The sequence below is a fragment of the Kitasatospora sp. NPDC028961 genome (genome assembly GCF_055564815.1).
Genome location: NZ_JBVHVO010000014.1, coordinates 89,331 through 111,020, shown reverse-complemented (window position 1 = coordinate 111,020; position 21,690 = coordinate 89,331). Strand labels below are relative to the sequence as shown.

21 protein-coding genes and 1 pseudogene are annotated in these 21,690 nt (G+C 72.8%); 11 read left to right on the top strand and 11 right to left on the bottom strand.

Annotated elements, in window-relative coordinates; translation table 11 throughout:
* Positions 1–156: 156 nt before the first annotated feature.
* Complete coding sequence (locus ACZ4UX_RS23555; protein WP_465708104.1) at positions 157–741, bottom strand: TetR/AcrR family transcriptional regulator; 585 nt, start codon at positions 739–741, stop codon at positions 157–159.
* A 121-nt stretch (positions 742–862) separates the two neighbouring features.
* Here ACZ4UX_RS23555 and ACZ4UX_RS23550 point away from each other — a divergent pair, with 121 nt between their 5' ends.
* The 7 genes from ACZ4UX_RS23550 (at position 863) to ACZ4UX_RS23520 (ending at position 6,532) form a co-directional block, all read left to right on the top strand.
* Positions 863–1,651 carry an SDR family NAD(P)-dependent oxidoreductase gene (locus ACZ4UX_RS23550; protein WP_465708103.1) on the top strand — a complete coding sequence of 263 codons (789 nt, stop codon included), beginning with the start codon at positions 863–865 and terminating at the stop codon, positions 1,649–1,651.
* Positions 1,652–1,933: 282 nt separating this feature from the next.
* Positions 1,934–2,206: a hypothetical protein gene (locus ACZ4UX_RS23545; protein WP_465708102.1), complete on the top strand. Its 273-nt coding sequence runs from the start codon at positions 1,934–1,936 to the stop codon at positions 2,204–2,206.
* Positions 2,207–2,342: 136 nt separating this feature from the next.
* Entirely contained in the window at positions 2,343–2,576 is a 234-nt protein-coding gene (locus tag ACZ4UX_RS23540; RefSeq protein WP_465708101.1) for a hypothetical protein, read from the top strand.
* Between the two features lie 287 nt (positions 2,577–2,863).
* Positions 2,864–3,505 carry an MFS transporter gene (locus tag ACZ4UX_RS23535; protein WP_465708100.1) on the top strand — a complete coding sequence of 214 codons (642 nt, stop codon included), beginning with the start codon at positions 2,864–2,866 and terminating at the stop codon, positions 3,503–3,505.
* A 251-nt stretch (positions 3,506–3,756) separates the two neighbouring features.
* On the top strand, positions 3,757–4,365 hold the full coding sequence (locus ACZ4UX_RS23530) for a hypothetical protein (RefSeq protein WP_465708099.1): 609 nt from the start codon (positions 3,757–3,759) through the stop codon (positions 4,363–4,365).
* 811 nt (positions 4,366–5,176) lie between these two features.
* Entirely contained in the window at positions 5,177–5,368 is a 192-nt protein-coding gene (locus ACZ4UX_RS23525; protein WP_465708098.1) for a hypothetical protein, read from the top strand.
* A gap of 450 nt (positions 5,369–5,818) precedes the next feature.
* Positions 5,819–6,532, top strand: coding sequence for an alpha/beta fold hydrolase (locus ACZ4UX_RS23520; RefSeq protein WP_465708097.1), 714 nt, complete (start codon positions 5,819–5,821; stop codon positions 6,530–6,532).
* 154 nt (positions 6,533–6,686) lie between these two features.
* On the opposite strand, the gene ACZ4UX_RS23515 is transcribed toward ACZ4UX_RS23520, so the two are convergent.
* From ACZ4UX_RS23515 to ACZ4UX_RS23500, 4 genes are all read right to left on the bottom strand, one after another.
* Positions 6,687–7,424 (bottom strand): alpha/beta hydrolase, encoded by a 738-nt coding sequence (locus tag ACZ4UX_RS23515; RefSeq protein ID WP_465708096.1) that lies wholly within the window; start codon positions 7,422–7,424, stop codon positions 6,687–6,689.
* A 432-nt stretch (positions 7,425–7,856) separates the two neighbouring features.
* Positions 7,857–8,321: a hypothetical protein gene (locus ACZ4UX_RS23510; protein WP_465708095.1), complete on the bottom strand. Its 465-nt coding sequence runs from the start codon at positions 8,319–8,321 to the stop codon at positions 7,857–7,859.
* Positions 8,322–8,428: 107 nt separating this feature from the next.
* Positions 8,429–10,072: an alpha/beta hydrolase gene (locus ACZ4UX_RS23505; RefSeq protein WP_465708094.1), complete on the bottom strand. Its 1,644-nt coding sequence runs from the start codon at positions 10,070–10,072 to the stop codon at positions 8,429–8,431.
* Complete coding sequence (locus ACZ4UX_RS23500; RefSeq protein WP_465708093.1) at positions 10,069–10,377, bottom strand: hypothetical protein; 309 nt, start codon at positions 10,375–10,377, stop codon at positions 10,069–10,071. The genes ACZ4UX_RS23505 and ACZ4UX_RS23500 overlap by 4 nt, the downstream gene beginning before the upstream one ends.
* A 1,382-nt stretch (positions 10,378–11,759) precedes the next feature.
* Here ACZ4UX_RS23500 and ACZ4UX_RS23495 point away from each other — a divergent pair.
* The 3 genes from ACZ4UX_RS23495 (at position 11,760) to ACZ4UX_RS23485 (ending at position 14,493) form a co-directional block, all read left to right on the top strand.
* Positions 11,760–12,269 (top strand): DinB family protein, encoded by a 510-nt coding sequence (locus tag ACZ4UX_RS23495; RefSeq protein ID WP_465708092.1) that lies wholly within the window; start codon positions 11,760–11,762, stop codon positions 12,267–12,269.
* A 479-nt stretch (positions 12,270–12,748) separates the two neighbouring features.
* Positions 12,749–13,531, top strand: a complete 783-nt coding sequence (locus tag ACZ4UX_RS23490; protein WP_465708091.1) for an MEDS domain-containing protein — start codon at positions 12,749–12,751, stop codon at positions 13,529–13,531.
* Entirely contained in the window at positions 13,528–14,493 is a 966-nt protein-coding gene (locus tag ACZ4UX_RS23485; protein WP_465708090.1) for an anti-sigma factor RsbA family regulatory protein, read from the top strand. Before ACZ4UX_RS23490 ends, ACZ4UX_RS23485 begins: the two co-directional genes overlap by 4 nt.
* A 110-nt stretch (positions 14,494–14,603) precedes the next feature.
* Here ACZ4UX_RS23485 and ACZ4UX_RS23480 read toward each other — a convergent pair whose 3' ends face one another.
* The 3 genes from ACZ4UX_RS23480 to ACZ4UX_RS23470 all read right to left on the bottom strand — a co-directional run bounded on the left by ACZ4UX_RS23480 (position 14,604) and on the right by ACZ4UX_RS23470 (position 15,953).
* Positions 14,604–15,053: an AraC family transcriptional regulator gene (locus tag ACZ4UX_RS23480; RefSeq protein ID WP_465708089.1), complete on the bottom strand. Its 450-nt coding sequence runs from the start codon at positions 15,051–15,053 to the stop codon at positions 14,604–14,606.
* 115 nt (positions 15,054–15,168) lie between these two features.
* On the bottom strand, positions 15,169–15,441 hold the full coding sequence (locus tag ACZ4UX_RS23475) for a hypothetical protein (RefSeq protein ID WP_465708088.1): 273 nt from the start codon (positions 15,439–15,441) through the stop codon (positions 15,169–15,171).
* Positions 15,442–15,581: 140 nt separating this feature from the next.
* The gene (locus ACZ4UX_RS23470) at positions 15,582–15,953 is read right to left on the bottom strand and encodes a winged helix-turn-helix transcriptional regulator (RefSeq protein ID WP_465708087.1); all 372 of its coding nucleotides are present in this window, start codon (positions 15,951–15,953) and stop codon (positions 15,582–15,584) included.
* A 92-nt stretch (positions 15,954–16,045) separates the two neighbouring features.
* On the opposite strand from ACZ4UX_RS23470, the gene ACZ4UX_RS23465 reads away from it, so the two are divergent.
* Complete coding sequence (locus tag ACZ4UX_RS23465; protein WP_465708086.1) at positions 16,046–16,885, top strand: SDR family oxidoreductase; 840 nt, start codon at positions 16,046–16,048, stop codon at positions 16,883–16,885.
* Between the two features lie 379 nt (positions 16,886–17,264).
* Here ACZ4UX_RS23465 and ACZ4UX_RS23460 read toward each other — a convergent pair.
* The 3 genes and pseudogenes from ACZ4UX_RS23460 to ACZ4UX_RS23450 all read right to left on the bottom strand — a co-directional run.
* Positions 17,265–18,956 (bottom strand): annotated as a pseudogene (locus ACZ4UX_RS23460) (PAS domain-containing protein); the annotation flags it as partial.
* Between the two features lie 105 nt (positions 18,957–19,061).
* Positions 19,062–19,988, bottom strand: coding sequence for a peptidoglycan-binding domain-containing protein (locus tag ACZ4UX_RS23455; protein WP_465708085.1), 927 nt, complete (start codon positions 19,986–19,988; stop codon positions 19,062–19,064).
* 172 nt (positions 19,989–20,160) lie between these two features.
* Entirely contained in the window at positions 20,161–21,609 is a 1,449-nt protein-coding gene (locus ACZ4UX_RS23450) for a choice-of-anchor A family protein (RefSeq protein ID WP_465708084.1), read from the bottom strand.
* Positions 21,610–21,690 lie beyond the last annotated feature (81 nt).

Below are 21,690 nucleotides of genomic sequence, written 5' to 3'. Positions count from 1 at the left end.
GAAGTCCCCTTCAACCAGCTGTGGTTGAAGGGGGCTTCGCGCACCGAACCACCCGGGTGGCGCTACGCCCACGGCGCGAAGGGACCGCCGGCTGTCGACGCGCGCTGGGATCGAGGCCGGACGGCCGCCTCTCCCGGCCGGCCCTGGCGGTGTGCTCTACGCGGGAGCCGTCCCGACCCCGTGCAGGAGGGTGTCCACCACGCGTGCGGCCAGCCGGTCCACGGCGCCGATGTCGACGGCCTTCCGCCCTTCTTCGGCCGCCTCGTGGATCAGAGCGTAGTAGACCCGGCGGGCCCACTCCAGGTCGGTGTCCGGGGACAGCAGGCCGGCCTCCTGCGCGCGACGGAAGAGCTGATCGCACTGGGCCAGGACGTCGGCCTGCACGCGCGCGGTTTCGGGGTCGGACGGAGCGCTCCGGCTCATCGCGAAGCTCCACCCGATCTTCACCTGAAGGACGTTGGCGGTCACCTGGTGCAGGGCGACCAGTGGCGGGGAGGTGAGCGGGCGGGCGGCCTCCACGGCCTGGTGGAACCGCTCGGTCGCCCAGGCCGCCAGCGCCTCGACCAGCGCCTCGCGGCTGGCGAACCGCCGGTGCACGGTGGTGCGGGCCACCCCGGCCGCCCCCGCGATCTGCTCCATGGTCGCCGCCGGATCGGCGGCCAGGACGCGTTCGGCCGCCTCCAGGATCGCCCGCACCGTCCGCTCGGCATCGGCGCGCAGCGCGCGCCCTCTCGTCTCCATGGACCAGACAGTACATCGGGGACGCCGATCACGACCTACTTGCATCATCGATGTTGCATCTATTAGCTTGATGGCGTCATTCAAGTCGCGACTCATGCATCGCCCCGACGGGAGCACATCCATGGACCTGCAGCTGACGAACACCACCGCCGTGGTCACCGGCGCGAGCCGCGGCATCGGACTGGCCACCGTCCGAGCGCTCACCGCCGAGGGCGTTCGCGTGGTGGCCGCCGCCCGCACCATCACCCCGGAGCTGAAGGAGACCGGCGCCCTGGCCGTATCGGTGGACCTGCTGGCCCCCGACGCCCCCGCCCGGCTGATCGACCACGCCACCGCCGAACTCGGCGACCTCGACCTGCTCGTCAACAACGTCGGCGGCGGCGACGGCGGAGCGGGCCAGACCGGCGGCTTCCTCTCCTTCACCGACCAGCAGTGGCAACAGTCCTTCGACCTGAACTTCCTCGCCGCCGTACGGACCAGCCGGGCGGCGCTGCCCAGCCTGCTGCGCCGCCGCGGCGCACTGGTCAACATCTCCTCCAACGGCGCCCGGATGCCACACGCCGGGCCGGTCCCCTACACCACCGCGAAGGCCGCCCTGACCGCCTTCGGCAAGGCACTGGCCGAGGAGTTCGGACCGCAGGGCGTGCGCGTCAACACCATCTCGCCGGGCCCGGTACGCACCGCGATGTGGGAGAGCCCGGACGGCTACGGCGCGGAGCTGGCCCGCTCCATGGGAGTCACCCAGGAACAGCTGCTGGCTGGGCTCCCGGCCGCGATGGGCATGACCACCGGCCGCCTGCTGGAGCCCTCCGAGGTCGCCACGGCCGTCGCCTACCTCGCCTCGCCGCTGGCGGCCGGCATGTCCGGCGCCGACCTGCTGATCGACGGCGGATCCGTCAAGACCACCTGATCGGATTGGATCACGCCGTTCCACCGGACTTGAAGCGACGGACGGCGCCGAGCGCGCCCTCGGCGCCGTCCACCACGCCCCCGCGCCACCGGTGTTCCGGCCACCTGTCGAAACCGGCCCCCTCCCGGGCGGCGGGAGGGGGCCACAGCGACCGGAGGCACCCCCTGGGCACGTCCCGAGTGCTTTCGCCCACCAGTGAGCCATCCCTACCGTGAAGCCCGGACACGCCGCTGCCGTGACCCGGCGGCGGCGCAAGCACGCCCGAATCAAAGGACCAGACCAGTGAAAAACGTCGCGAGCGGCGAGCGGGGCACCGGGGTGCCTGACCTCGCTCCTCCGGTGAACCGGCTGCGCCTCGTAGCCGCCAAGGCCGCCGTACTGGCCTCGTGGATCGCCGTCGTCGTGGTCGGCGATCACCTGATCCCGTCGTACTGGGCGCAACTCACCGTTGCGGCGGTCACCGCCGTCCCGATGGCGTGGGCGCTCTACAGGGCCGACGCCCTCGGCTCCCGTACCAAGGACGGGGCCGTCCGATGTCGCACGCCCGGGCGCTGACGGTCGTGCGCGGGTACTGCCCGGCCGACCCCGTGGACTTCGCACCGCGCCAGGGCCGCAGAAGAAGCCACCGCCGGAAGGCTTGACGCCGGCCGTGCGACGCGGTGCCATGAGTCCGGACGGAGGGGGGCACACGGTGGCCGACGAGGACAGCGACGCCGAGGGCCGGAGCGACGAGGAAGACGGCGACGGCGACCAGCCGAATCGACCGGACCGGCCAAAAGGCCCGTATCGTCCCGGCTTTGAGGACACCTTCTGGTTGGTGCTGCTCGGGCTGATCGTGGCGGTCCTCTTCCTGGTCGGCCTTCTGTCCTCATTGGGCGGTGACGCCGGACCGGCGAACCAGGACTGGAACTCCGGCTGGCACTGAGCAGAAGGGCCGCGAGGATCACGGGCGCCCCGGCCGCGCCCGACTCGCGGCCTCCCCAGTACGGCCGGCTCGCAGGCGTCGATCCTCAGCACGGCAACGAAGTGAGGTCGAGTCTTCCGTCCCGGTCGGGTGATCCGCTGGTCGGCCGAGCATGAAGGTACGGCCTCGTGCACAACTCGGTCGCCAGGGCCCTACCGCCTCCCGTGTCACCGGGGGCGGATAGCCTCCGGCGAGAACGGGCGGCTGACGGGGGTGGGCGTGGACATCGAGGAGAAGAACCTTCGGGAGTGACCCCGCGAACATGGTCAACAGCCGGCTCGGGGCGGCTCCGGCCCGGCGGCTCGGTGCGCATCGAGCAGACCGTGGTCACCCTGCCGCTCGCCCTCGAACGGCAGGGCCTGCCGGCCGCCGACGCCGGGCTGCTGTTCACCGCCGCCGCTGCCACCACCGTGCTCGCCCAGCCGTTGATCCGGCTGTCCTTCACGACCCGGCTCACCACACCGGCCACCCTTGCCCTCGCCCATCTCCTCCTGGCCGCGGGCCTGACCGGCTTCGCCCTCACCCGCACCCTGCCGGCCCTGCTCGCCTTCGCTGCCGTGAAGAGCCTCGGGGACCTCCTGGTCATGGGCCGCGTCTACGCACCGGTCACCGACCTCGCGCCGCCCGGCGAAAACGGCCGCTACCTGGCCGTCTTCGGCACCAGTTGGGGGATCGCCGCGACGCTCGCGCCCCTCCTCGGTACCCAGTTGCTCGCTCACGTGGGGACGACCGCGCTGTGGTCGGCCATGGCCGCGTTCTGCCTCCTGCTCGCCGCTCTGCACCTCCGGGTGACCCCCGAGTCAGCCCGATCGGCCCGGTCGGCGCAGCGATGCGTACCGAAGGGACGGAGGCCCGCCGAGCCGGCGGCCGGGAGCGGTCCGCGGCGCTGACCGGCGGCGGGCAAGGCGGTCCACGGCCGCGGCAGGCCCGGGACGGCCGCCCGCACCCGGCGCACCCCTACCCGGGGCCTCCCCCGTGACCGACGTCGTCGGTCACTGACGGATCGTCTGTTCCGTCAGTCATACGACTGATGTGCACCGCACTCGGGTCCGCCAGGGTCGAGGGCACCGGGTACTTCCCGGTGGCGGGCGCGCGGGCATGCCGCGGGGACCGTCGACGCACGTGAACGAGGAGTACCAGGATGGCAACCAGTCAGCGGTCCGTCGCACGGTGGAGGACCGTCGTGGTCACCGGGGCAGCGGCCCTCGCCGTCGCCGGCGGCGTCGCCACACCGGCCGGCGCGGCGACGCTCGCCCCGGGTTCGACGGCGGACCGTCCGGTCGTCGGGAACCAGGACCTGCGCGACGCCGTGCAGGCGGGGGAACCGGCGCACCCCCGGGACCACCCGGGCGGCCGCCCACTGCTCAGGCACCACTGGATCATCAAGGCCCAGTACGGCACCGTGTCCGCCCTCAACCGGGCGACCAACTTCGGCTGGCAGCGCAACTACAAGGACTGGACGGTCGCCATCGTCGGCAACGACATCCAGGGGAAGAGGGTCACCGTCTACACCAAGATCACCAACCTGTTCTACGGTGAAGGCGGCGTCATCGGCGCCCAGACGGCTCCGACACCGCAGGTGCTGATCGCCAAGAACACCATCAAGGCCCAGGACGTCAACATCGTCACCGAGATCGTGAACGTCCACTTCATCAGCCCCCAGTGGCAGGACGTCTTCAACGCCGACTGCCGCGCCCAGGAGAACCTCCGCGACGCGGTGAAGGCCCAGCTCGCCTGCACGATGGGCTGACCCTCCACCCGGACCGGCCGGTCGGTCACAGCACCGACCGACCGGTCCGGTAAATCCTCTGCGGATAGCTCGAGTTGAGCCTCAGCACACATGCCCGAAGGCGCCGATCGGTTCGGCCGCTTTGACCGCGGAACCGGATCCGCCTCTTGGGAAAGCAGGCTCTCAAGTGACGGCCGCCTCAAGCCTGGAACGCGCCGACGCGGATGAGCGGAAGCCGGGACGGTTCCTGACCGCGGCAGTGTGCGGTGCGCTGCTCGCCGTCTTCGACTTGCTGATGTCTGGTCCTACTGGATCGCCCTGCCGCTCCCCCTGCTCGGGCTCGCCGTCGGTTCTGCGGTGAACGAGTGGGTGCTGACGGCCCGCGGTCGGTGGCGGTTGGCGCCCCTGGAGTGGGTGTTCCTGGCCGGCGCCCACTGCTCCTTCCTCGGCTCGGGGGCCCACGTCGTAGGCCACCTCCCGCGATAGCCCACGGGCAGCCGTCAGTTCGGAGCCGAATTCCGACAGGGCCACTCTCCGGCCCCGACCACGACCCGGCCGGCGCCGCGAAACCGAGGCGACGGCCCGGCAGCCCGTGTGACAGTCTGAACGGATGGCTGACGAGGACTGGGTGAGGATCTTCACCGTCGAGAACGCGACCGGCATGCCGCACCCCGGAGTGGCCCTCGCCGTTTGACTGCGCGACCACGGCATCGACTGGTCGCCGGTCGACGAGCAGGACATCCGCTGCGACCTGACCTGCGGGCCCGATCGCGAGTCGGGCCGCTGGCGGGGCTTCGTGACCGTGTCGGTCCGGGCCGGTGCGCTACGCCCGTTGGGCCTGCACCCGGACCAGCCGACCGCCCGCGCCGCCCTGCCGCTCGCCCCCGACTGGTGGGGCTCCTGGACGCGCACCCGGAGACCGGCCGTCGGGCGCTCGGAGGTCGCCGCCGCCCGGCGGCTGTGGGCCGCGCCCCACCGCTGGTCGCCCACCGGGCCGAGCGCCGCCGGGACCACCGGTGTGTAGCGCCGCCCCCGACAGTCGGCCCGGGGGCGCGTCGGTGTCGTGGCTCGTCCTGACCGGCGGCGGCCGCGAGCTCAGCGCCAGTTGGTGGTGCCTGCTCCCGCTGACCAAGCGCTCGTCGTTTATGACCGACTCGATGCGGCCTGGGTCCCGCAGGGTCGAGCGCATGCCGCGAGGTCCCCGCAGCATCGCCGGCATGGTGGCGAACGTCGCGGCGGACGTCGCGGCGACCGCCCGGCCGACACCGCCTGGCGGCCCGACTCAGGACCCGGGAACCCGCTGCCGCCGGCCTGTGCGTGACAGGACGGCCTTACCTCCCCGCGGGCATCCGGTCGGTGTAGCTTCGGTTCCCGGAGCGCCCCTTCGGGCAGGGGGAGAAACCGCGTTCGGCTCGGGGAGCGACCGGCCCCCGGCGTTGCGACCTCCGCGGGCGCGCGTGGGAGAGGGGAAGGTATGAGTCACACGATCGACCCGACCGTTCCGCGGGCGCGGCGGATCGCTCGCCCCGATGCGATCCTGCGGGGGGAGGAAATCGGTGCCGGACCGACCTGTCTCCTGCTGCATGCCGGTGGCGAACGCCGTCAGGTGTGGGCACCGGTCAGCGAGGTGCTCGTCGACGCCGGGTTCCGCTGCGTGGCCTTCGACCAGCGGGGCCACGGCGACAGCGAGGGCCGTGCTCGAACGCTGACCGCGTGCGCGGCGGACGTCGCCGCGATGCTGTTCGCCGAACCGCCGGGGTGCGTGGTCGTCGGTGCCTCACTGGGCGGGCTCGCCGCCGTCGCCGCCCTCGGCGATCCGGCGGTGCGGGCCAGGGTGGCAGGGCTGGTACTGGTCGACGTCGTCCCCTGCCTCGAACCTGCCCGAGTCCGCCGCTTCCTCGCCGCCGGCGGCCTGGCCGGCACCCACACCGAGCTCGTCGAGGACATCCTCGCCCAGGTCCCCCGGCTACGGGAGATCACCGGCGCGCTCGACCTTCCCCTCCTGCTCGTCCACGGCGACACCGGTTCATCGGTCACCGCCGAGGACATCGACCAGTTGCTGCGCCTGGCCCCGCACACCACCGTCCGGTCCGTCCACGGTGCCGGACACCTCATCGCGCGGGAGCGCCCCGTGGCGTTGGCCCGGGACATCATCGCCGTCACCGGCGCCTGGGGCAGCCCGGAGTAATGACGAAGGACATCGAGGAGGCGTGGCGCCGCCGTGGGCCCCTGCCGGAGTTCAGCGAGGGCCCACGGTCTGGAGCGCTGTGGAGGGTCGGCCGCTGTCCGAGCGGCACACCGGCCGACCTCAGCGACCGCCTGTCACCGGTCCGACGCCGACCTCACTTCCTCAGGTGGCGGGCGAAGAACTGGACCGCGACGTCTCCCGCGAACTGCGGGACGCCGGTGTGTCCGCCCATGTTGGCGTGCAGGGACTTCTCCTGGGAGCCGAAGGCGCCGAAGAGGTCCAGAGCCGCCTGCCGGTCGTTCCCTTCGTCGTCCCACTGCAGCAGGACGTGCAGCGGGATGGTCACCTGCCGGGCCTCCTCGAACATGGCGCGGGGCACGAGACTCCCGGCGAAGAGCCCGGCGGCCACGATGCGCGGCTCGACCACAGCGAGCCGGATGCCGATCGAGATCACACCCCCCGAGTACCCGACCGGGCCGCCGATCTCGGGCAGCGCAAGGAGGGCGTCCAGGGCGGCCTGCCACTCCGGGACCGCCTGTTCGACCAGCGGGAGGACGAGGGCGTCGACGATCTCGTCGCTGACCGGCTCACCCGCCTCCATCGCCCGGCGCAGGTCTGCGCGGGCCTGATCGACGGCGGCCAAACGGGGCCGGTCACCGCTTCCGGGGAGCTCGATCGTGGCCGTGGCGAAGCCCTCCGCCGCGGAGTGCCGGGCCCGGTCCACCAGCCGGGGGTACATCTTCCGCAGTCCGAGGGGCGGGTGGCCCAGCAGGATCAGCGGCAGCGGTGAGGATACGGCCGCGGGCGTCCACAGGATGCCCGGAATCTCACCGAGGGTGAATTCGCGTTCGAGGACGCCTTCGTCGAGGCGCTGCTCGGAGGTGAAGCGCATGGTCGTGCCTTTCGGGAGTGCACTGAACGGCGCTCCCGGACGACCTGCCTATCGCCCGACCGTGACCCCGGAGGGGAGCACCCATGTCGATATTGCGTTCACGGGTACCACCTCCTCGATCTCTCGCACGGCCACCGGAAATGTAGCAGCGCACCCCGCGTCCACCAAACGGGTTTTCTCGCAGCCTCCGCGAACAGCCTCTCCGGGCCGAGCAGCGCCTCGTTGACGCGCCGGAACTCTCGACCGCCGACCCCAGCTTCTGCCGGCCAGGGTCGCGGGAGCACCTCGCGATTGCGTTCCGCACGGCACGGCGCCCGCGTCGAGGAGGCGTTCACCGCAGCCGTCGCCCCGCAGGCGCGACAGCCGGTCGGCCGGACACGCCGTCCGGTTCAGCGGTAACGCGGTAACTGCGGCGCCGCCGTGGCCGGGGCGTTACGGGGTGGGCGTGTCCGGGGCGGAGGGGGGTTTCAGGCACGGGGTGGTGACGCTCAGGACCATGCGGTTGTCCCCGGCGGTGCTGGAGACGTCGACGACGTACCTGCTGTCGGGATGGCGTGCGGTGACGGTCGAGTTCGCCTGGGTGGCGGGCGCCTCCTGATAGTCGGAGATCGTGAGCCCTTCCTTCGTGAGGAGGTCCCTGACCTTGCGGACCACGTCGTTGTGCTGGGTGTTGGGCACGTAGCTGTGGACTGCGTAGAAGAGTGTGTAGCGGTCGTCGGGTGCGGATTCTCCGTTGCGTCCGACACAGGGGCTGTAGAACGGGTCGGCCGGTTCGGCGTTGATCTGGATCCCGGCGGTCTGGGTCAAGTGCTCAGTGATCTGACGTGCCCAAGTGAGCGCTTCATCGCGGGACTTGACCGGTAGCGGGGCGTCTTTTCCGGTGCTGGGGTTCGCCATGCAGGCTCCAAGGCTTGAGACTGTCAGGGTCGCTGCCACGAGGTACTTCAGTGCCGTGGCGGACGAGCGGGTGCGCGGGCGGGGCATGGCTTCTCCGGGGCGGCGGCTCAGTGGGGGAACGAGCCCCAGAACGGGTCTTCCTTGGGGACAGTGCTGGGCTTCCGGCCGGCGATGATCTTGCCCTGGTTGATCAGGCTCTGCGAGCCGTCATCCCAGTAGCCGCCGTGCCCGGAAGTGTCGATGTTGATGTTGTGCCCTCCGAATCCCACGATGTGGGGGCTGGGTCCCAGGGAGAACCCGCCGACGACCCTCGTGGCGTCGTCGGTGGCTTCTCCGATCCAGAGGTGGTCCGGATCGACGGTCAGCTGGTCCGCGGTCAGGACTCCCATGCCCGGGCTGCCGAGGGTCACGATGTCGTCGGCCCGCAGGCCGCCCTTCTCGCTGTCCGCGACGCCGACTGCGAAGCTGCCGTAGCTGTGGGCGATGTAGCTTAGGTGGGTCTTCGGTTCGCCGTGCGCCACCCTGAGCCCGTCGGAGAAGCGGCGCATGTCGTCGGCGGCGTCGAGGCCGCGCATGGGGTTCGCCGCCGCCGGGATGCTCTCCGGCGTGTCGTAGCCGAGGTAGGAGATCACGGCGACGGTTTCGCCTTCCTTCGCGTACGCCCCGGCATTCCTCTGCAGCTTGCGTATGTGGTCGATCTGCCCGGGAACACCCGGCAGCTCGGTGTTGGTCCCGGGCACGAAGACCGAGGTGTGGGTGGCCTTGTCCGGGTTGCCGGTCGAGACGATGGCGCGTCCGTCCCCGCCATATGCCTCGGGGTCGATGCCGAGGAGGAACATCTGGTGTTCCTCGTCCTTCGCGTCGGCCTTGTCCTCCAGCTTCTTCTTGATCTCGCCCAGCGCCGCCTTGCGCTTGTCGTACGTCGTCTGGTCGAGGCCGAGTGAGGCTGGAGTGCCGGCCTGCAGGGCGTCGAGCTTCTGGTCCAGCACGAGCCGGTTGGCCTCGTCCCGGACGGTGGCCGGCAGGCCGTCCAGACTCCCGATCCTGGCCGCGTTCAGGGCGAGGTAGGTCTCCTGCTGGCCGGGCGTGAGGCCCTTCCACCACTCGGCGTTCTTCTGCGGGTCCTTGCCGTCCGGGATGTAGGCCTCGGCCAGGCCCAGGTCCTTCATCACGTCCGCGGCGTCGGTGCGCGTCTCGGCTACGGCCCCGTCCACCCTCCGGCCGTCCAGGATCTCCCCGCTCAGGCGCCCGAGGGCGGTGTTGCCCTGGTCGCTCGCCGCCTGGGCGTCCTTGAGCGCCTGGTCGATCCGGCTCTGGTAGCCGGCCTTGAGGCCCATGAGGTTGCGGCGTGCGGTCTGGGCGTCCGGGTCGTTGCGCTCCTCCGGGAGCTCCGGCGCAAGGTCGACCCTTCCGTCGGCCGAGACCATCAGGCCGGAGTCCTGCGCGCGGTGTACCGCGTTCGCCAGGTTCGTCTGTGCCTGGTACATCCGGTCGGCGACCGTGTTCAGCGTCAGCGCGACCGCCTCCGCCTCCACCCGGACGACGTCCAGCTGCTGCTCGGTCCGCGCCATGAACGGGAACGCCGCCTCGGCGTCGGCGCCCTGCCAGTGTTGGTGAAGCGGCCCGTTCGCCTGGTTGCGATGACGCGAGCCCACGGTCTCCGCGGCGTGTGCCAGCGCCTTCCAGTTCTTCGCGACGTCGCGCAGCCCTTGTGGGTCGAACTTCACCAACAGCTCGTACACGTTGCTCACTGCTTCGCCCCCTGCCGGCTCCAGGCACCGGCCACCGCCTGCTCGTTGTGGCTGTGAGCATCGGCATTCGCGTCGAGGTTGGTCCCCGTGGCCGCGATCCGCTCCTGGAGCGCCGCGAGCGGCGCGCTCCAACTGCTCCCCAACCGCCCCAGTCCGGCGGCGACCGACCAACCGGCGAGCTGGCCGCTCGTCGTCGTGGCCGAGGTCAGCGCAGCTTGGACCGGAGTGCCCAGTTCCTCCGCGAGCCCCCTCACCACCTGGGCCGACGCGTGCAGTTCCTGCGGAACGACGTTGACGTCGGCCACCGCAATCTCCCCCCAGAGTCAAAGCTCGATGCGGTACCCAGCCGCAACGAAATGCGACACCACCATACGCTGCGCAATCGCTCGAACACGCAAAAGGTGGGATTCTTTCGGCCGTTTGCTGCAGGAAGGCCCCGGGCCTCGACCACTCCCGCTCGTCCGCCCGATCAAGGTCTTCGGTACTGAGCAGGCGCTCCCACTCCGGTCACTGTCGGGGCCGGCTTCCGCCACCGAGCCACACTCCCGGCGGCGACGTGCGACCGGCGGACTCTCCCACTGAGGGCGCAGCTCGTCCCTTCAGAGGGCCCCACGCACACCAGTACCGCGCGAGATCCAGTGCGAGAAGCAGACGCAACGCTGTGCGGTCATCGGGGCCCAATGCGGGTGTTCAAGTGCGGGGTTGCGGCGGTTGAACGGTGTCGGAGGGTGGTGGCCTCACGGCGCCCGGGGCCTGACCGTTGGGCGCCAGCGCGGTCAGGAAGGCGCGGATGCGGGCGGACGGGCAGCCGGGTGGGTCTTCCACTCCCCGAGACGCCCCGCCGGAGCGGGACCGCCGCGATGTGCGGCCCGCCCGCCCGCGACCGGAACCGCCTCCGTGGGCAAGGGCCGCGGTCGTGCCTCCGGGGGTGCCTCGATCTCTCGTGTCTGGTCAACGCGTTGCCTAGGATCCGACCACAGGCGCCGACAGTCCCACCCGGCATCGTCGTGATCATTCGAGGCATCAGCTATGGCACACCCCCTCTCACTGTTGCGAACGGCGATTGGACTCTCCCAGCCGCAATACGCCCGCCTCGTCGCGCAGACGCACGCCGCGCTGGGGCTCGGGCCGACGGCCGCCCGCCGGGAGAAGGTGGCGCGCTGGGAATCGGGCCGGATCGCGCCCGAGCTGTCGGCCCAGCTCGCCATGGCGTGCATCCACGGCGTTCCCACCCACGAGGTGCGCGCACTCGGTTGGCCCGCCTGGCTGCACCTGGCCACCGGGGACGCCGCCCTGCTCCACCAACCTCACACGCGGCAGGGCGCGTTGGACGCGCTGAGCAGCGCCCTGGTCCTGTCCGCAGCGCCCCACTCACCGGGCTTCCTGCTGCGCGGCACGGAGCTCACGGCCCACCTGCACGCCGCGCTCCTGCGGCTCAACCGCCTCGAGGCCACGCCCGGCCGTGACGGCCCCGCCGGCCGACCGGGAAGGCCGGGGCAGGACGTGACGGCCGGACCCGGTGTCGGGCGATCGCGACAACAGGTGCCGTGGAGGTGCGTGGGAACGGGGCGGGCATGGACGAGGTCGGGCTGCGGACTCGCCACTACCGGGTGCCGCATCGGGCTACGTTCGGCCCTTTCAGAGGGCCTGCCGGTCGGTGGCCTCAGAAGCTGGCGATAATCGACCGATGACCATCGAACGCCCTTTCCCGCCCCTGAACGCCGACGAGCGCACCACGCTCGAAGGCTGGCTCGACTTTCACCGTGCCACCCTCGCCATGAAGTGCGAGGGTCTGGACGATGAGCAGGCCGCCGTCGCGTCCGTGCCACCGTCCGGCTTCACGTTGACCGGCCTCGTCCAGCACATGGCGGAGGTGGAGCGGAACTGGTTCCGCCGAGTGTTCGCCGGCGAAGAGGCCTCGCCCATCTACGACCCGCAGGCCGACCCGTCGGCCCCCGACGGCGGCTTTGAACTGGCCGAGGGCGCGACACTGAATGACGCCCTCGCCACTTGGCAGGCGGAGGTCACCCGCGCGCGCGAACTCTGCGCCGACCGCCCCCTGACCGACACCGGCCGCTTCATGGAGCAGGACGTCAGCCTCCGCTGGATCTACGTGCACATGACCGAGGAGTACGCCCGCCACAACGGCCACGCCGACCTGCTCCGGGAGTGCATCGACGGCACCACGGGTGTGTGACGCCGGATCAGGTGACATCAGCTCCGAGTGAGGTGACGCGCCGCCGGGTTCCGTGCCGGGCGGCGCGTCGCGGTGCTGAGGTTGCTGACCGTGTGCGCGTGCGCGGGCTCGATGACGCCGAGGCGCGGCGGCCGCTGCGGATCACCCGCAGAGGCGCCGGATTCGGTGGTGACCTGGTGACCCGGCCTGGTCGCAGCACTGGTCGAAATTCCACCGCGGACCGATCCGGCCCCCCAGCGGCGGCTACTCCGCGTAATGAGCGACCGTGGCGAGTCACCCATGCCCTCCATGGCGGACGGGGCGGGTCGTCCTCGCAGGACGGGCTCCGACGCAGGAGGGTTGGTGTCGCCCCTGGTGGGCAGGCGTAGACCGCACTCCGGCCGCCCGAAACAGCGGGGCATCTGCCGGAAACCGTTATTCTCCTATCACTGCTGGCAGGGGTGACCTGGGAAGGGGGCGGGGTGAGAGCGGCGCGGGCTTTGGCGACACTGGACGAGGTCGGTCTCGGTGACCACGTCTGCTGGCGGATGGGCCCCGCTGCCACGTTCGCCGACGCGCGGGCCTATCTGGCGGACGGCGCCCTGTACGGGGACAAGGTCGTGGTCATCGGTTCCCACGGCACCGCCGGGATCGAGCGTGACGGCAGTCCTTCCACCTCGGTGGTCCTCGATCTGCCGGACGCACTGGACATGGACATGATGCTGGCTGCGGTGCGCAGGGAAGTCCACACCGCGACCCGCGAGGGCTTCCGGTCCGTACGGGTCCTCACCGAGCGGATGCCCCCGACGGCAGCCTCCGGGGCGGAGGAACTACTGGCCGGGGAGCTCAAACTCGACGAGTTCGCTTCGGAGAGCGGCGCCATGGTGGTGTGCGCGTTCCGGCCGTCGCGGTGGGACCGGACTACCCTGGACGGTGTGGCGTGCATGCATCCTCACGAGGTGGGCACACGTGCTCCGCGTCCGTCCTTTCGGATGTTCAGCACGGGCGCCAACAGGTGGAGCGTGGACGGCGTGGTCGACTCTGAGGGCGCGGCCGCGTTCAATGCCGCGGTCCGCGCCGCGGTCAGGAATTCGTCGATGGTGAAGCTGGGGTTCGACGATCTTGAACTCATCGACGCTGCCGGCATGCAGGCTCTGGTCGAAGCGGCCCGTCACCTGCCGGGCCGCCGGATCGTCGTGGAAGGCGCCAACGAGACCGTGCTCCTCTGCTGGGAGCTGGCGGGTTACGCGGCCGCCGACCTGCCGGTGGTGATGGCGACATGACCGCGACCGTGCCCCCGACGTCCGACCGGGGCGAGAGCCCGTTCCGCCACGAGCTGTACCCCTATCGCGGGGACGCGCAGTTCCTGTCCGGGACCCTGGGATTCATCCACGAGGCCTTGGAGGCCGACGAGGCGGTGGTCGTCGCGGTCCCCTCGGACAAGACCTCGCTGCTGCGCGGCGAACTCGTCGACGAGCCCGCCGTCACCTTCGTCGACACGACGACGGCCGGGCCCAATCCCGGTCGGCACATCGCTGCCTGGTCGGCCTGGATGACCGAGCGGGGTGAAGGCGGCAGGCCGGTGCGGGCCATCGGTGAGACCGCCTGGCGCCATGCGCGCAGCACGGCGCACCTCTCGGAGCTGCGGTACCACGAGTGGCTGCTGAACCGGGCCTTCGCGCGCAGCGCCACCTGGTCGATGCTGTGCCCCTACGACGCCGCCGACGACGACGAGGATGCCCTGCGATCGCTCTCGCTCTGCCATCCGCTGATCCGCCGGGGCGACCGGAATGCGGCCAACGAGGAGTATCTGAGCGCCGAGGAGTACCCCTTCGAGGAGCTGGCCGGCCCGTGCGACCCCTTCCAGGAACTGAGCTACACAGAGGGTGACATGGCCGCGATCCGCGCGAAGGTGACGCAGTGCGCGACCGACGCGGGCGTCCTGCGGGACCGGTTGCCAAAACTGGCCGTCGCGGTCACGGAGATCGCGACGAACAGCATCCGCCACGGGGGCGGCCACGGCACCCTGCGCACCTGGGCCCAGGACGCGACGTTCCTCTGCGAGTTCCGTGACTCCGGCTACATCTCCGACGTGATGGCCGGCCGCAGCCGCCCCACCGCGGAACAGATCGGCGGCCGCGGCCTGTGGCTCGCCCACCAGCTCTGCGACCTCGTCGAGATCCGCTCCAGCCGCGCCGGGGGAACCACCATCCGCCTGCACATGGACGCCCCCCGGCAGCAGTAGTGGACCGCCGGACGCGGGCGGGGCGGCGTCGGGGGCGCTGCTTCGCCGACGCCACCGCCTGGCGAGCGCTGACCGCGACCTTCCGCCACTGTCCGGCCCCAAAACTCAGATTACCGGGACACAGATCTCGCACAAGTGGTTCTCAAGCATGCGGGGAGCAAATCGCTCGATAATCGGCCGTGCCGAATCGAAACGGAATCCCGCGTCCGCCAGCGCCGGGAGCAGACCGGCCCAGGCGCGCGCGCCAGGGCCTCGGCCGTATGGGCCACGGTGCGGACCGCGTACCGCCCGCCCGGCAGCCACGCCTCCTCGATTCCGGCCCCGCCGATCCCGGTGTCCCGCGGCACGACGAGGCAGACGTCGTACCTGCAGTCCTCCGGCGCGACCACCCCCGGGTCGTCCTGCGCGATCCCGAGGACGACCGAGCCGTCCCGGAGCAGACCGCTCGCGGCGGCCCACCCCTTGAGGCGTTCCATCTGCTCCTGGTTCCCGGCCCCGTACGGCCCCACACGCCTCATGTAGGCGACCTTGAATTCCGGAACCTCATCCACCGAAAACATCACACCACCCCGTCCCTCGGCCAATTCCGAGGCAACCGTAACAGGGTATAAAAATGCTTCTCGCCGGAGTTCAAACGGCGGCGGACAGCCCGGCGGACGCACCGGACCGGCGCCGTCAGGGGCTGTCGCCCTGCCAGTCCCAGCGGCGCCGGTCCGCGGGGCGCCGGCGGTAGTGGGCGCGGCCGCCGGCACCGAACGCGCCGAGTTCGGTGGCCAGTGCCGCGCCGTGGTCGAGCCGCTCGGCGTCCCAGCCGGTGACGTCCAGGAGCAGCCCGTCGAGCGGGCCGCCGACCAGTTCCCGGTACTCGTGCCCGGGGCGCGGCCCGGGGTCCGGGTCGTCGTGGTCAGCCCCGTACACGCGGCCGCGCATCAGTGCCTCGTCGTCCATGCCGCCAGCATCCCAGCCGGGACCGACACCGGCCCGGACGGTGGTCCCGTGAACCGTCAGGCGTGACGGAACGGTCCCCCGGCCGAGGCAACGGTCACCGCAACACGGCGGCGGAGGCGGGCGGGTGACGGGACCGGGCGTTATTGCGCGCCGCGGGGCGGCAGCCGTTCGGTGATCCGGTCGAACAGGTCCGTCAGCGGCTCGCTGACCTCGCGGCCGAACTCGGTCAGCCCGTAGGTGACCTGAGGCGGTGTCGTCGGCTCCACCTCCCGCCAGACCAGGCTGTCCTGGACCAGGGCGCGCAGCGTCTGGGCGAGCATCTTCTCGCTGATGCCCTGGATGCTGTCGCGCAGCTCGTAGAACCGGAGGTCGTTGCTCCGCAGGGCGATCAGCACCCAGACGCCCCACCTGCTGGTCACGTGGTCGACCACGTCACGGGCGGGGCAGTCGGTGTGAAACACCTCATACCGACGGCCTTCCCCGGCCTGCCTCAGCTGCGCGCCTTCCCTCATGTCCGGAGCTTACCTCCGGGTACGTTCTTACGAGAAGTAAGCCCCTTTCCTAGCGTCAGTTGCCGCAGTACACAACGAACCAGGAGCTGAACATGATCGTGGTGACCGGGGCTACCGGGAACGTGGGCCGACCGCTGACGCAGGCGCTGGCCGAGGCGGGCGAGCAGGTGACGGCGGTGTCGCGGCGCGCGGCGGCGGTACCGGCCGGAGTCCGGCACGTGGTGGCCGACCTGGCCGAGCCGACAAGCCTCGCGCCCGTGCTGGACGGGGCGAAGGCGCTGTTCCTCCTGCTGTCCGGCGACCTGCACGCCGCCGGGGCCACGCCGGCCGACATCATCGGCCAGGCCGCGGCCGCCGGGGTCCGCCGGGTCGTCCTGCTCTCCTCGCAGGGCGTGGCGACCAGGCCGCTCGATCCGTCACGGGTGGCGATGCGCGCGGTGGAGGACGCCCTGCGGGAGTCCGGCCTGGACTGGGCCGTCCTGCGTCCGGGCGGCTTCGCCTCCAATGCCTCGGCCTGGGCGGAGTCCGTGCGCACCGAGGGGACGGTCGCCGCACCCTTCGGCGACGTGGGGGTGCCGGTCGTCGACCCGGCGGACATCGCCGGGGTCGCGGCGGCCTGCCTGCTGGACGACCGGCACACCGGCCGGGTGTACGAGCTGACCGGACCGGAGGTGATCACGCCCCGTCGGCAGGCGGCGGCGATCGCCGCCGTGCTCGGCTCCCCCCTGCGGTTCCACGAACTCACCCGCGAGGAGGCCAGGGCCACGATGACCCGGTTCGTGCCGGTGGAACTCGCCGACGACACCCTGGACATCATCTCCGCCCCGACCCCGGCCGAACTGCGGATCAGCCCGGACGTCGAACGAGTCCTCGGCCGTGCCCCGCACCCCTTCACCGCGTGGGTCACCCGCAACATCGCCGCGTTCCGCTGAGGCTCGACCCACCCGCATCAACCGGGCGCCTCGCGCGGCAGCGACCGCGCGAGGCGGCCACCTCCGCCGGCCAGGTCCGCAGGCCACCGCCACAGCGCCACAGCGCCACCACCGACGGCGTGCCAGGCACCGGTCCACGCCGTCCACCCCGTGCGGCACGGGGAGGATCAGGGCACGGCGGCGGGCCGGTTGTGCGCCGGTGGGGACGGCCGGGGTGCCCTCGAAATCAGGTTGTGGAGCGATACGCAATCCCGTTCGGCGCCGCAGCCCGTCCGGACGTGGGCCGTCCTCGGCGACCGGAAGGAACGGCCCGGAAGTGACGAACACACCGACGCTTGGGCCGTCTTCACGACTGGAATCCGGTGGACATGACGGACCGTCAGGCCGACCGACCGACGGCCGGCGCGGACAGCGTGGAGCCCGCGCGGTGGCGCCCGCCGGTCCGGCCGGGTGGCGGTGCGAGGGCGGGCGGCGTCGGCCGGGCCGGCGCGATGGCGGCAGGTGTCCCGCCGGGCAGCCCCGGTCCGGCGACAGGCCGGGCGTGCCGGCGGCGCGGGGGCGGCTCGGCGTGGGCGACGGCGGGAAGCGGCAGGTCGACGACGTAGGTGATGCCGTCATGGCCGGCCGGGCGGCGCGGTTGCAGCACGCCGCCGTGCACCTCGACCATTTCGCGGGCCAGCCGCAGGTACCCGGTGCGGCCGTCGCCGCCGGGGCCGGTGATCTCGATCCTGATGCCGTCGGCGTCCTGTTCGCCCACCAGCAGCACCGTCGGCAGGTCCGGACCGGCCGGCCCGCCGCCGACGGGTCCGGCGACGGCGGGTCGGCGGCCCGTGGCGCCCGCGTCGGCCGCGAGGTGGGCCAGTGCCTCGGCCAGCAGGTGCGGGTCGGCGCTGACCTCGACGGCCGCGGCGTGCACGGTGAAGCGCACCCGGTCGAACCCGGCGAGGACGTCGGCCCGGTCGACGGCCCGCCGCAGCACCTGGTGCAGCGCCACCGGCTTCGCGCGCACCGGGTCGAGCCGCGGTGCTTCGGCCCGCGGTGGATCGAAGCGCGGCGCATCAGCCGGCAGTGCTTCGCCCCACCGTGGATCGACCCGCAGCGGATCGACGGTCCCGACGGGAACCGCCGCCGGGCGGTCGCCGAGAGCCTGCTCGACCAGGGCCTGGGCGCGGGCGAACTCCTCGGCGAGGTGGCGCAGTTCGCCGGCGGCCTCGGGCCACAGCCGGGTCGCCGGGTCGTGCGCGAGCCGGGCGAGCCGGGCGGCGAGGGAGGCGGTGGACGGCGCGACGCTGTTGCGCAGCACGGCGGTCAGGTAGGCGTGTTCGGCGGCGGCGGACAGTTCGCGGCGCCGGTCGGTGAAGGCCATCACCGCGCCGACCACCTGACCGTCGAGGTGCAGGGGCAGGGCACGCAGGTCGACGGCGACGGGTGCGCCGTCCTTGCGACGCAGCGTCGCGCGACCGGTGCGGCGCCGGCCGGTGGTGAGGGCGGCCAGGACGGCGGGCGGTGCGGCGGGCGTCCCGGGGTGGAGCAGCGACTGCACGGGGCGGCCGGCGAGTTCGCCGGCCCGATAGTGCAGCAGGTGCAGCGCGGCCGGGTTCGCCAGGACGCAGTTCCCGTCGGCGTCGACCCCGACGATGCCCTCGGAGCAGGTGCGCAGCAGCGTCTCCGTCTCGACGCGCAGCCGGAGCAGTTCGGCGTGGGTGCGCCGGCTGTCGGTCAGGTCCCGGGCGACCAGCAGGAGCAGGCCGGTGGGGCGGACGTGTTCGCCGGGCGACAGGAGGAGGGCGGCCGAGGCGCTGTCGATCTCGCTGGTACGGACCTCGGCGGGGAAGGTGGTGGCGTCGGTGCGGCGCGCGGTCGTCCGGACGGTCTCGGTCGGACCGAGGCCGCCCGCGGGACGCATCGACCCGGGGATGCGGCGCGGGTCGAGCCCGGGCAGCAGGTCGAGGACGCCCAGGCCGACCAGTACCGTGCCGGGGGCCTGGAAGGCCTGGTGGGCGGTGGTGTTGGCGGCCAGCACGGTGCCGTTGCTGTCGATCAGCAGGGCGGGGTCGGGCAGGGCGTCGAGGACGGTGGCGAGGGCGTCGCCGGGCTGGGGGGGCGTTCACGGTGTCCGTCCCGTCGGGTGGTCGCTGGTTCGTGGGGTGGTGGCGGAGGCCGGACCGGAGCCGCGTCAGCAGCGGGGCACGGCGGCTTCCAGCGCCGCCCGGGTGGCCGGGCCGTAGGTGCCGTCCTCGCCGTGGACGCCGGCGCCGCGCTGGAAGGAGGTCAGGACGGCTCTGGTCCAGTCGTCGAAGGTGCCGGTGGCGTTGCGGTAGCGGGAGGGCGCGCAGGCCAGGTCCAGCAGCAGCGTCTGCAGGCGGCGCACCTGCGGTCCGGTGTCGCCGAGCCGGAGCACCGGGTCGGGGGTGGCCGTGGGCGTCGGCGGCCGGGGGGTCGTCGGGGTGGCGGGAGCGGCCGGGGCGGTCGCGGGGGCGCTGGGCGGCGCGGCGGGGGTGGTCGCGGCGGCGGGCGGCGGCGGGGCGGCGGGGGTGGTCCCCGGGGAGGTCGGGCGTGCGGCGGCGGGCGGGGTACGGGCCGGGGCTGTCCGGGGCGGGGTGCTGTGCGGCGCGGCGGTGGGGAGGCCGGTGACGCCCGGGGAGGCGGTGGGGGTGGTGGCCGTCGTGGGGGCGGCGCCGGTCGGTTCGAGCAGGACCAGGGTCTGGTGCGGCGGGTCGGCGCGCTCGGCGTGCGGCGGGGCCGTCAGCGCCGCACCGAGACCCCCGCACACCGCGAGGACGCACGAGGAGGACAGCAGGATCCGGGCGCGGCGCACCGTCCAAGTCCGGAGCCGGTGCGCGCCGCCGCGCCGGCCGGCGGCGACCGGGAGCGCCCGCGCGGGGGCGATCGCGTACCCGCCCAGGCTCGCGGTCCGGCGGTCCGGCGCCGCGGCCGGGAGGGCGGACCGCCCCGGTGGCTCGGGTTGCTCGACCACCTGGACGGTCCGGGCGGTGCTGACGTACGGGCGCACCAGCGGGACCGGCTCGGTCGGCGCGGGGGTGCAGCGGCAGGTGTCGCGGGTCCGCGGGGAGCCGCAGTGGTTGCAGCGCGGGTACGACATGGTCCGGTTCCTCCGGGACGGGCGGAGTTGGGCGGGTCGGGCGGGTCTGGACGGTCGGTCGGGCGGGTCTGGACGAAGGGGTGCGGGCGGACAGCGGTAGGGTGCGGGCGCGGTGAGGGGGCACCGCGCCCGCGGCTGAGGGGCGTTCAGCTCCGGCGACGGCGGGAGGCGTTCAGCTCCGGCGACGACGGCGGCGGGCGGCCAGCAGGAGGCCGCCGCCGCCGGCCACCGCGACCACGCCGGCTCCGGCCACGGCGAAGGTGCCGGTGGAGCCGGTGAGTGCGAGCGAACTGCCCGGCGCCGACGGCTTGTCGGGCGAGGCGGACGGGCCGGGGGCGGGGGCTCCCGGCGAGGCCGGCTGCGGGGCGGTGGCCGTCGGGGCGGGCTTGCGCCCGGCAGGGGTGCTCGGCTGCCCGGCAGGGGTGCCGGGCGTGCCGGGGGCGCTCGGTCCGGCGGAGGGCGTGTCGCCCGTGGCGGCCGGGACCGAGGTGGACGGCGTCGGGGTGGCCGGGGTGGAGGGAGTGGGGCCCGGGGTCGCCGGGGGGCTGGGCTGCGGTGCGGGGGTGGGGGTGCAGGAGAAGACGGGGGTGCCCGTCCACGGGTAGTTGTGGCTCTCGTTGCCCGAGCCGTGGGTGTGGACGTCGCCGCCGACGTACACCCGGCCGTTGGTGCTGGCGGTCAGCTCGGCGGACGCCTTCGGGGCCAGCAGCGAGCCGATGAAGTTGCCGCCGCCGCCGAGGGTCAACTTCGGTGTCTCGCGCAGGTTGTAGAGCACCTTGGCGGAGGCTTCGCCGAAGTGCGCGGAGCTGTACAGGTCGACCCGGTCGCCGTTGTAGCCGACCGCCATCGGCGCGATCGACACCGGGTGCGTGCCGGTGACGTTGACCAGCACCGAGGCGTCCGCCGGGATCGACTCGAACACGAAGGTGGAGGCCCCGTCGAGGTCGGCGGAGGCGAGCTCGAACACCTGCAGGCCGCCGGTGGACGGGCCGGTGCTGCGGAAGGTCACGGTCGCGCCCGAGCGCTGCGCGGTGCCGGTGGGCCTGATCGCGCCGAGCGCGGCCGACTGGGCCTGCACGGTCGCGCCGAAGCCCGCGTACAGGCCGAGGGCGGCCGCCGCGCCCTCGCCGGAGCGGCGCTCGCCGCCGTTGGTCTGCAGCGCGCCCTGCTCGTCGATGGCGCCGCCGGCCCGGACGCCGCCGCCGTAGCCGGGCCCGCTGGTCAGGCCGGAGCCGATGTCGAGCGTGGTGCCCTTGGCGATCCGCAGGTTCCCGCCGACGGCCAGCATCACCTGGCCGGACGCGGGCAGGATGCCGGAGCCGGCACCGACCCGGCCGACGTTGAACACTCCCCCGCCCGGGCTCTTGGCGAAGGTGGCGTCCCCGGCGACCACCAGCAGGCCCTCGGCCTCGGCGGCACCGCCGTCGACGGTGTAGCCGCCGCCGGCGAAGAGTGCCGGATTGGCGTCGGTGAATTTCGGGTCGTGTCCGATCGGCGGGAATTGGCCGGGCCCTGGGCAGGACGCCGAGCGGCCGTTTCCCGGCGCGTCGGCGGCCTGCGCCGGACTGGCGAATAGAATTCCCGAGCAGGCCGTTGCGGCGAGTGCCGTGGAAAGCGTCACGGAAATACGGGCGAGGTCTATGGTTCCGGTCTTCACGACAACGGACTCTAACAGCGCGAGAGCCGCCGAAAACCGGCCCGG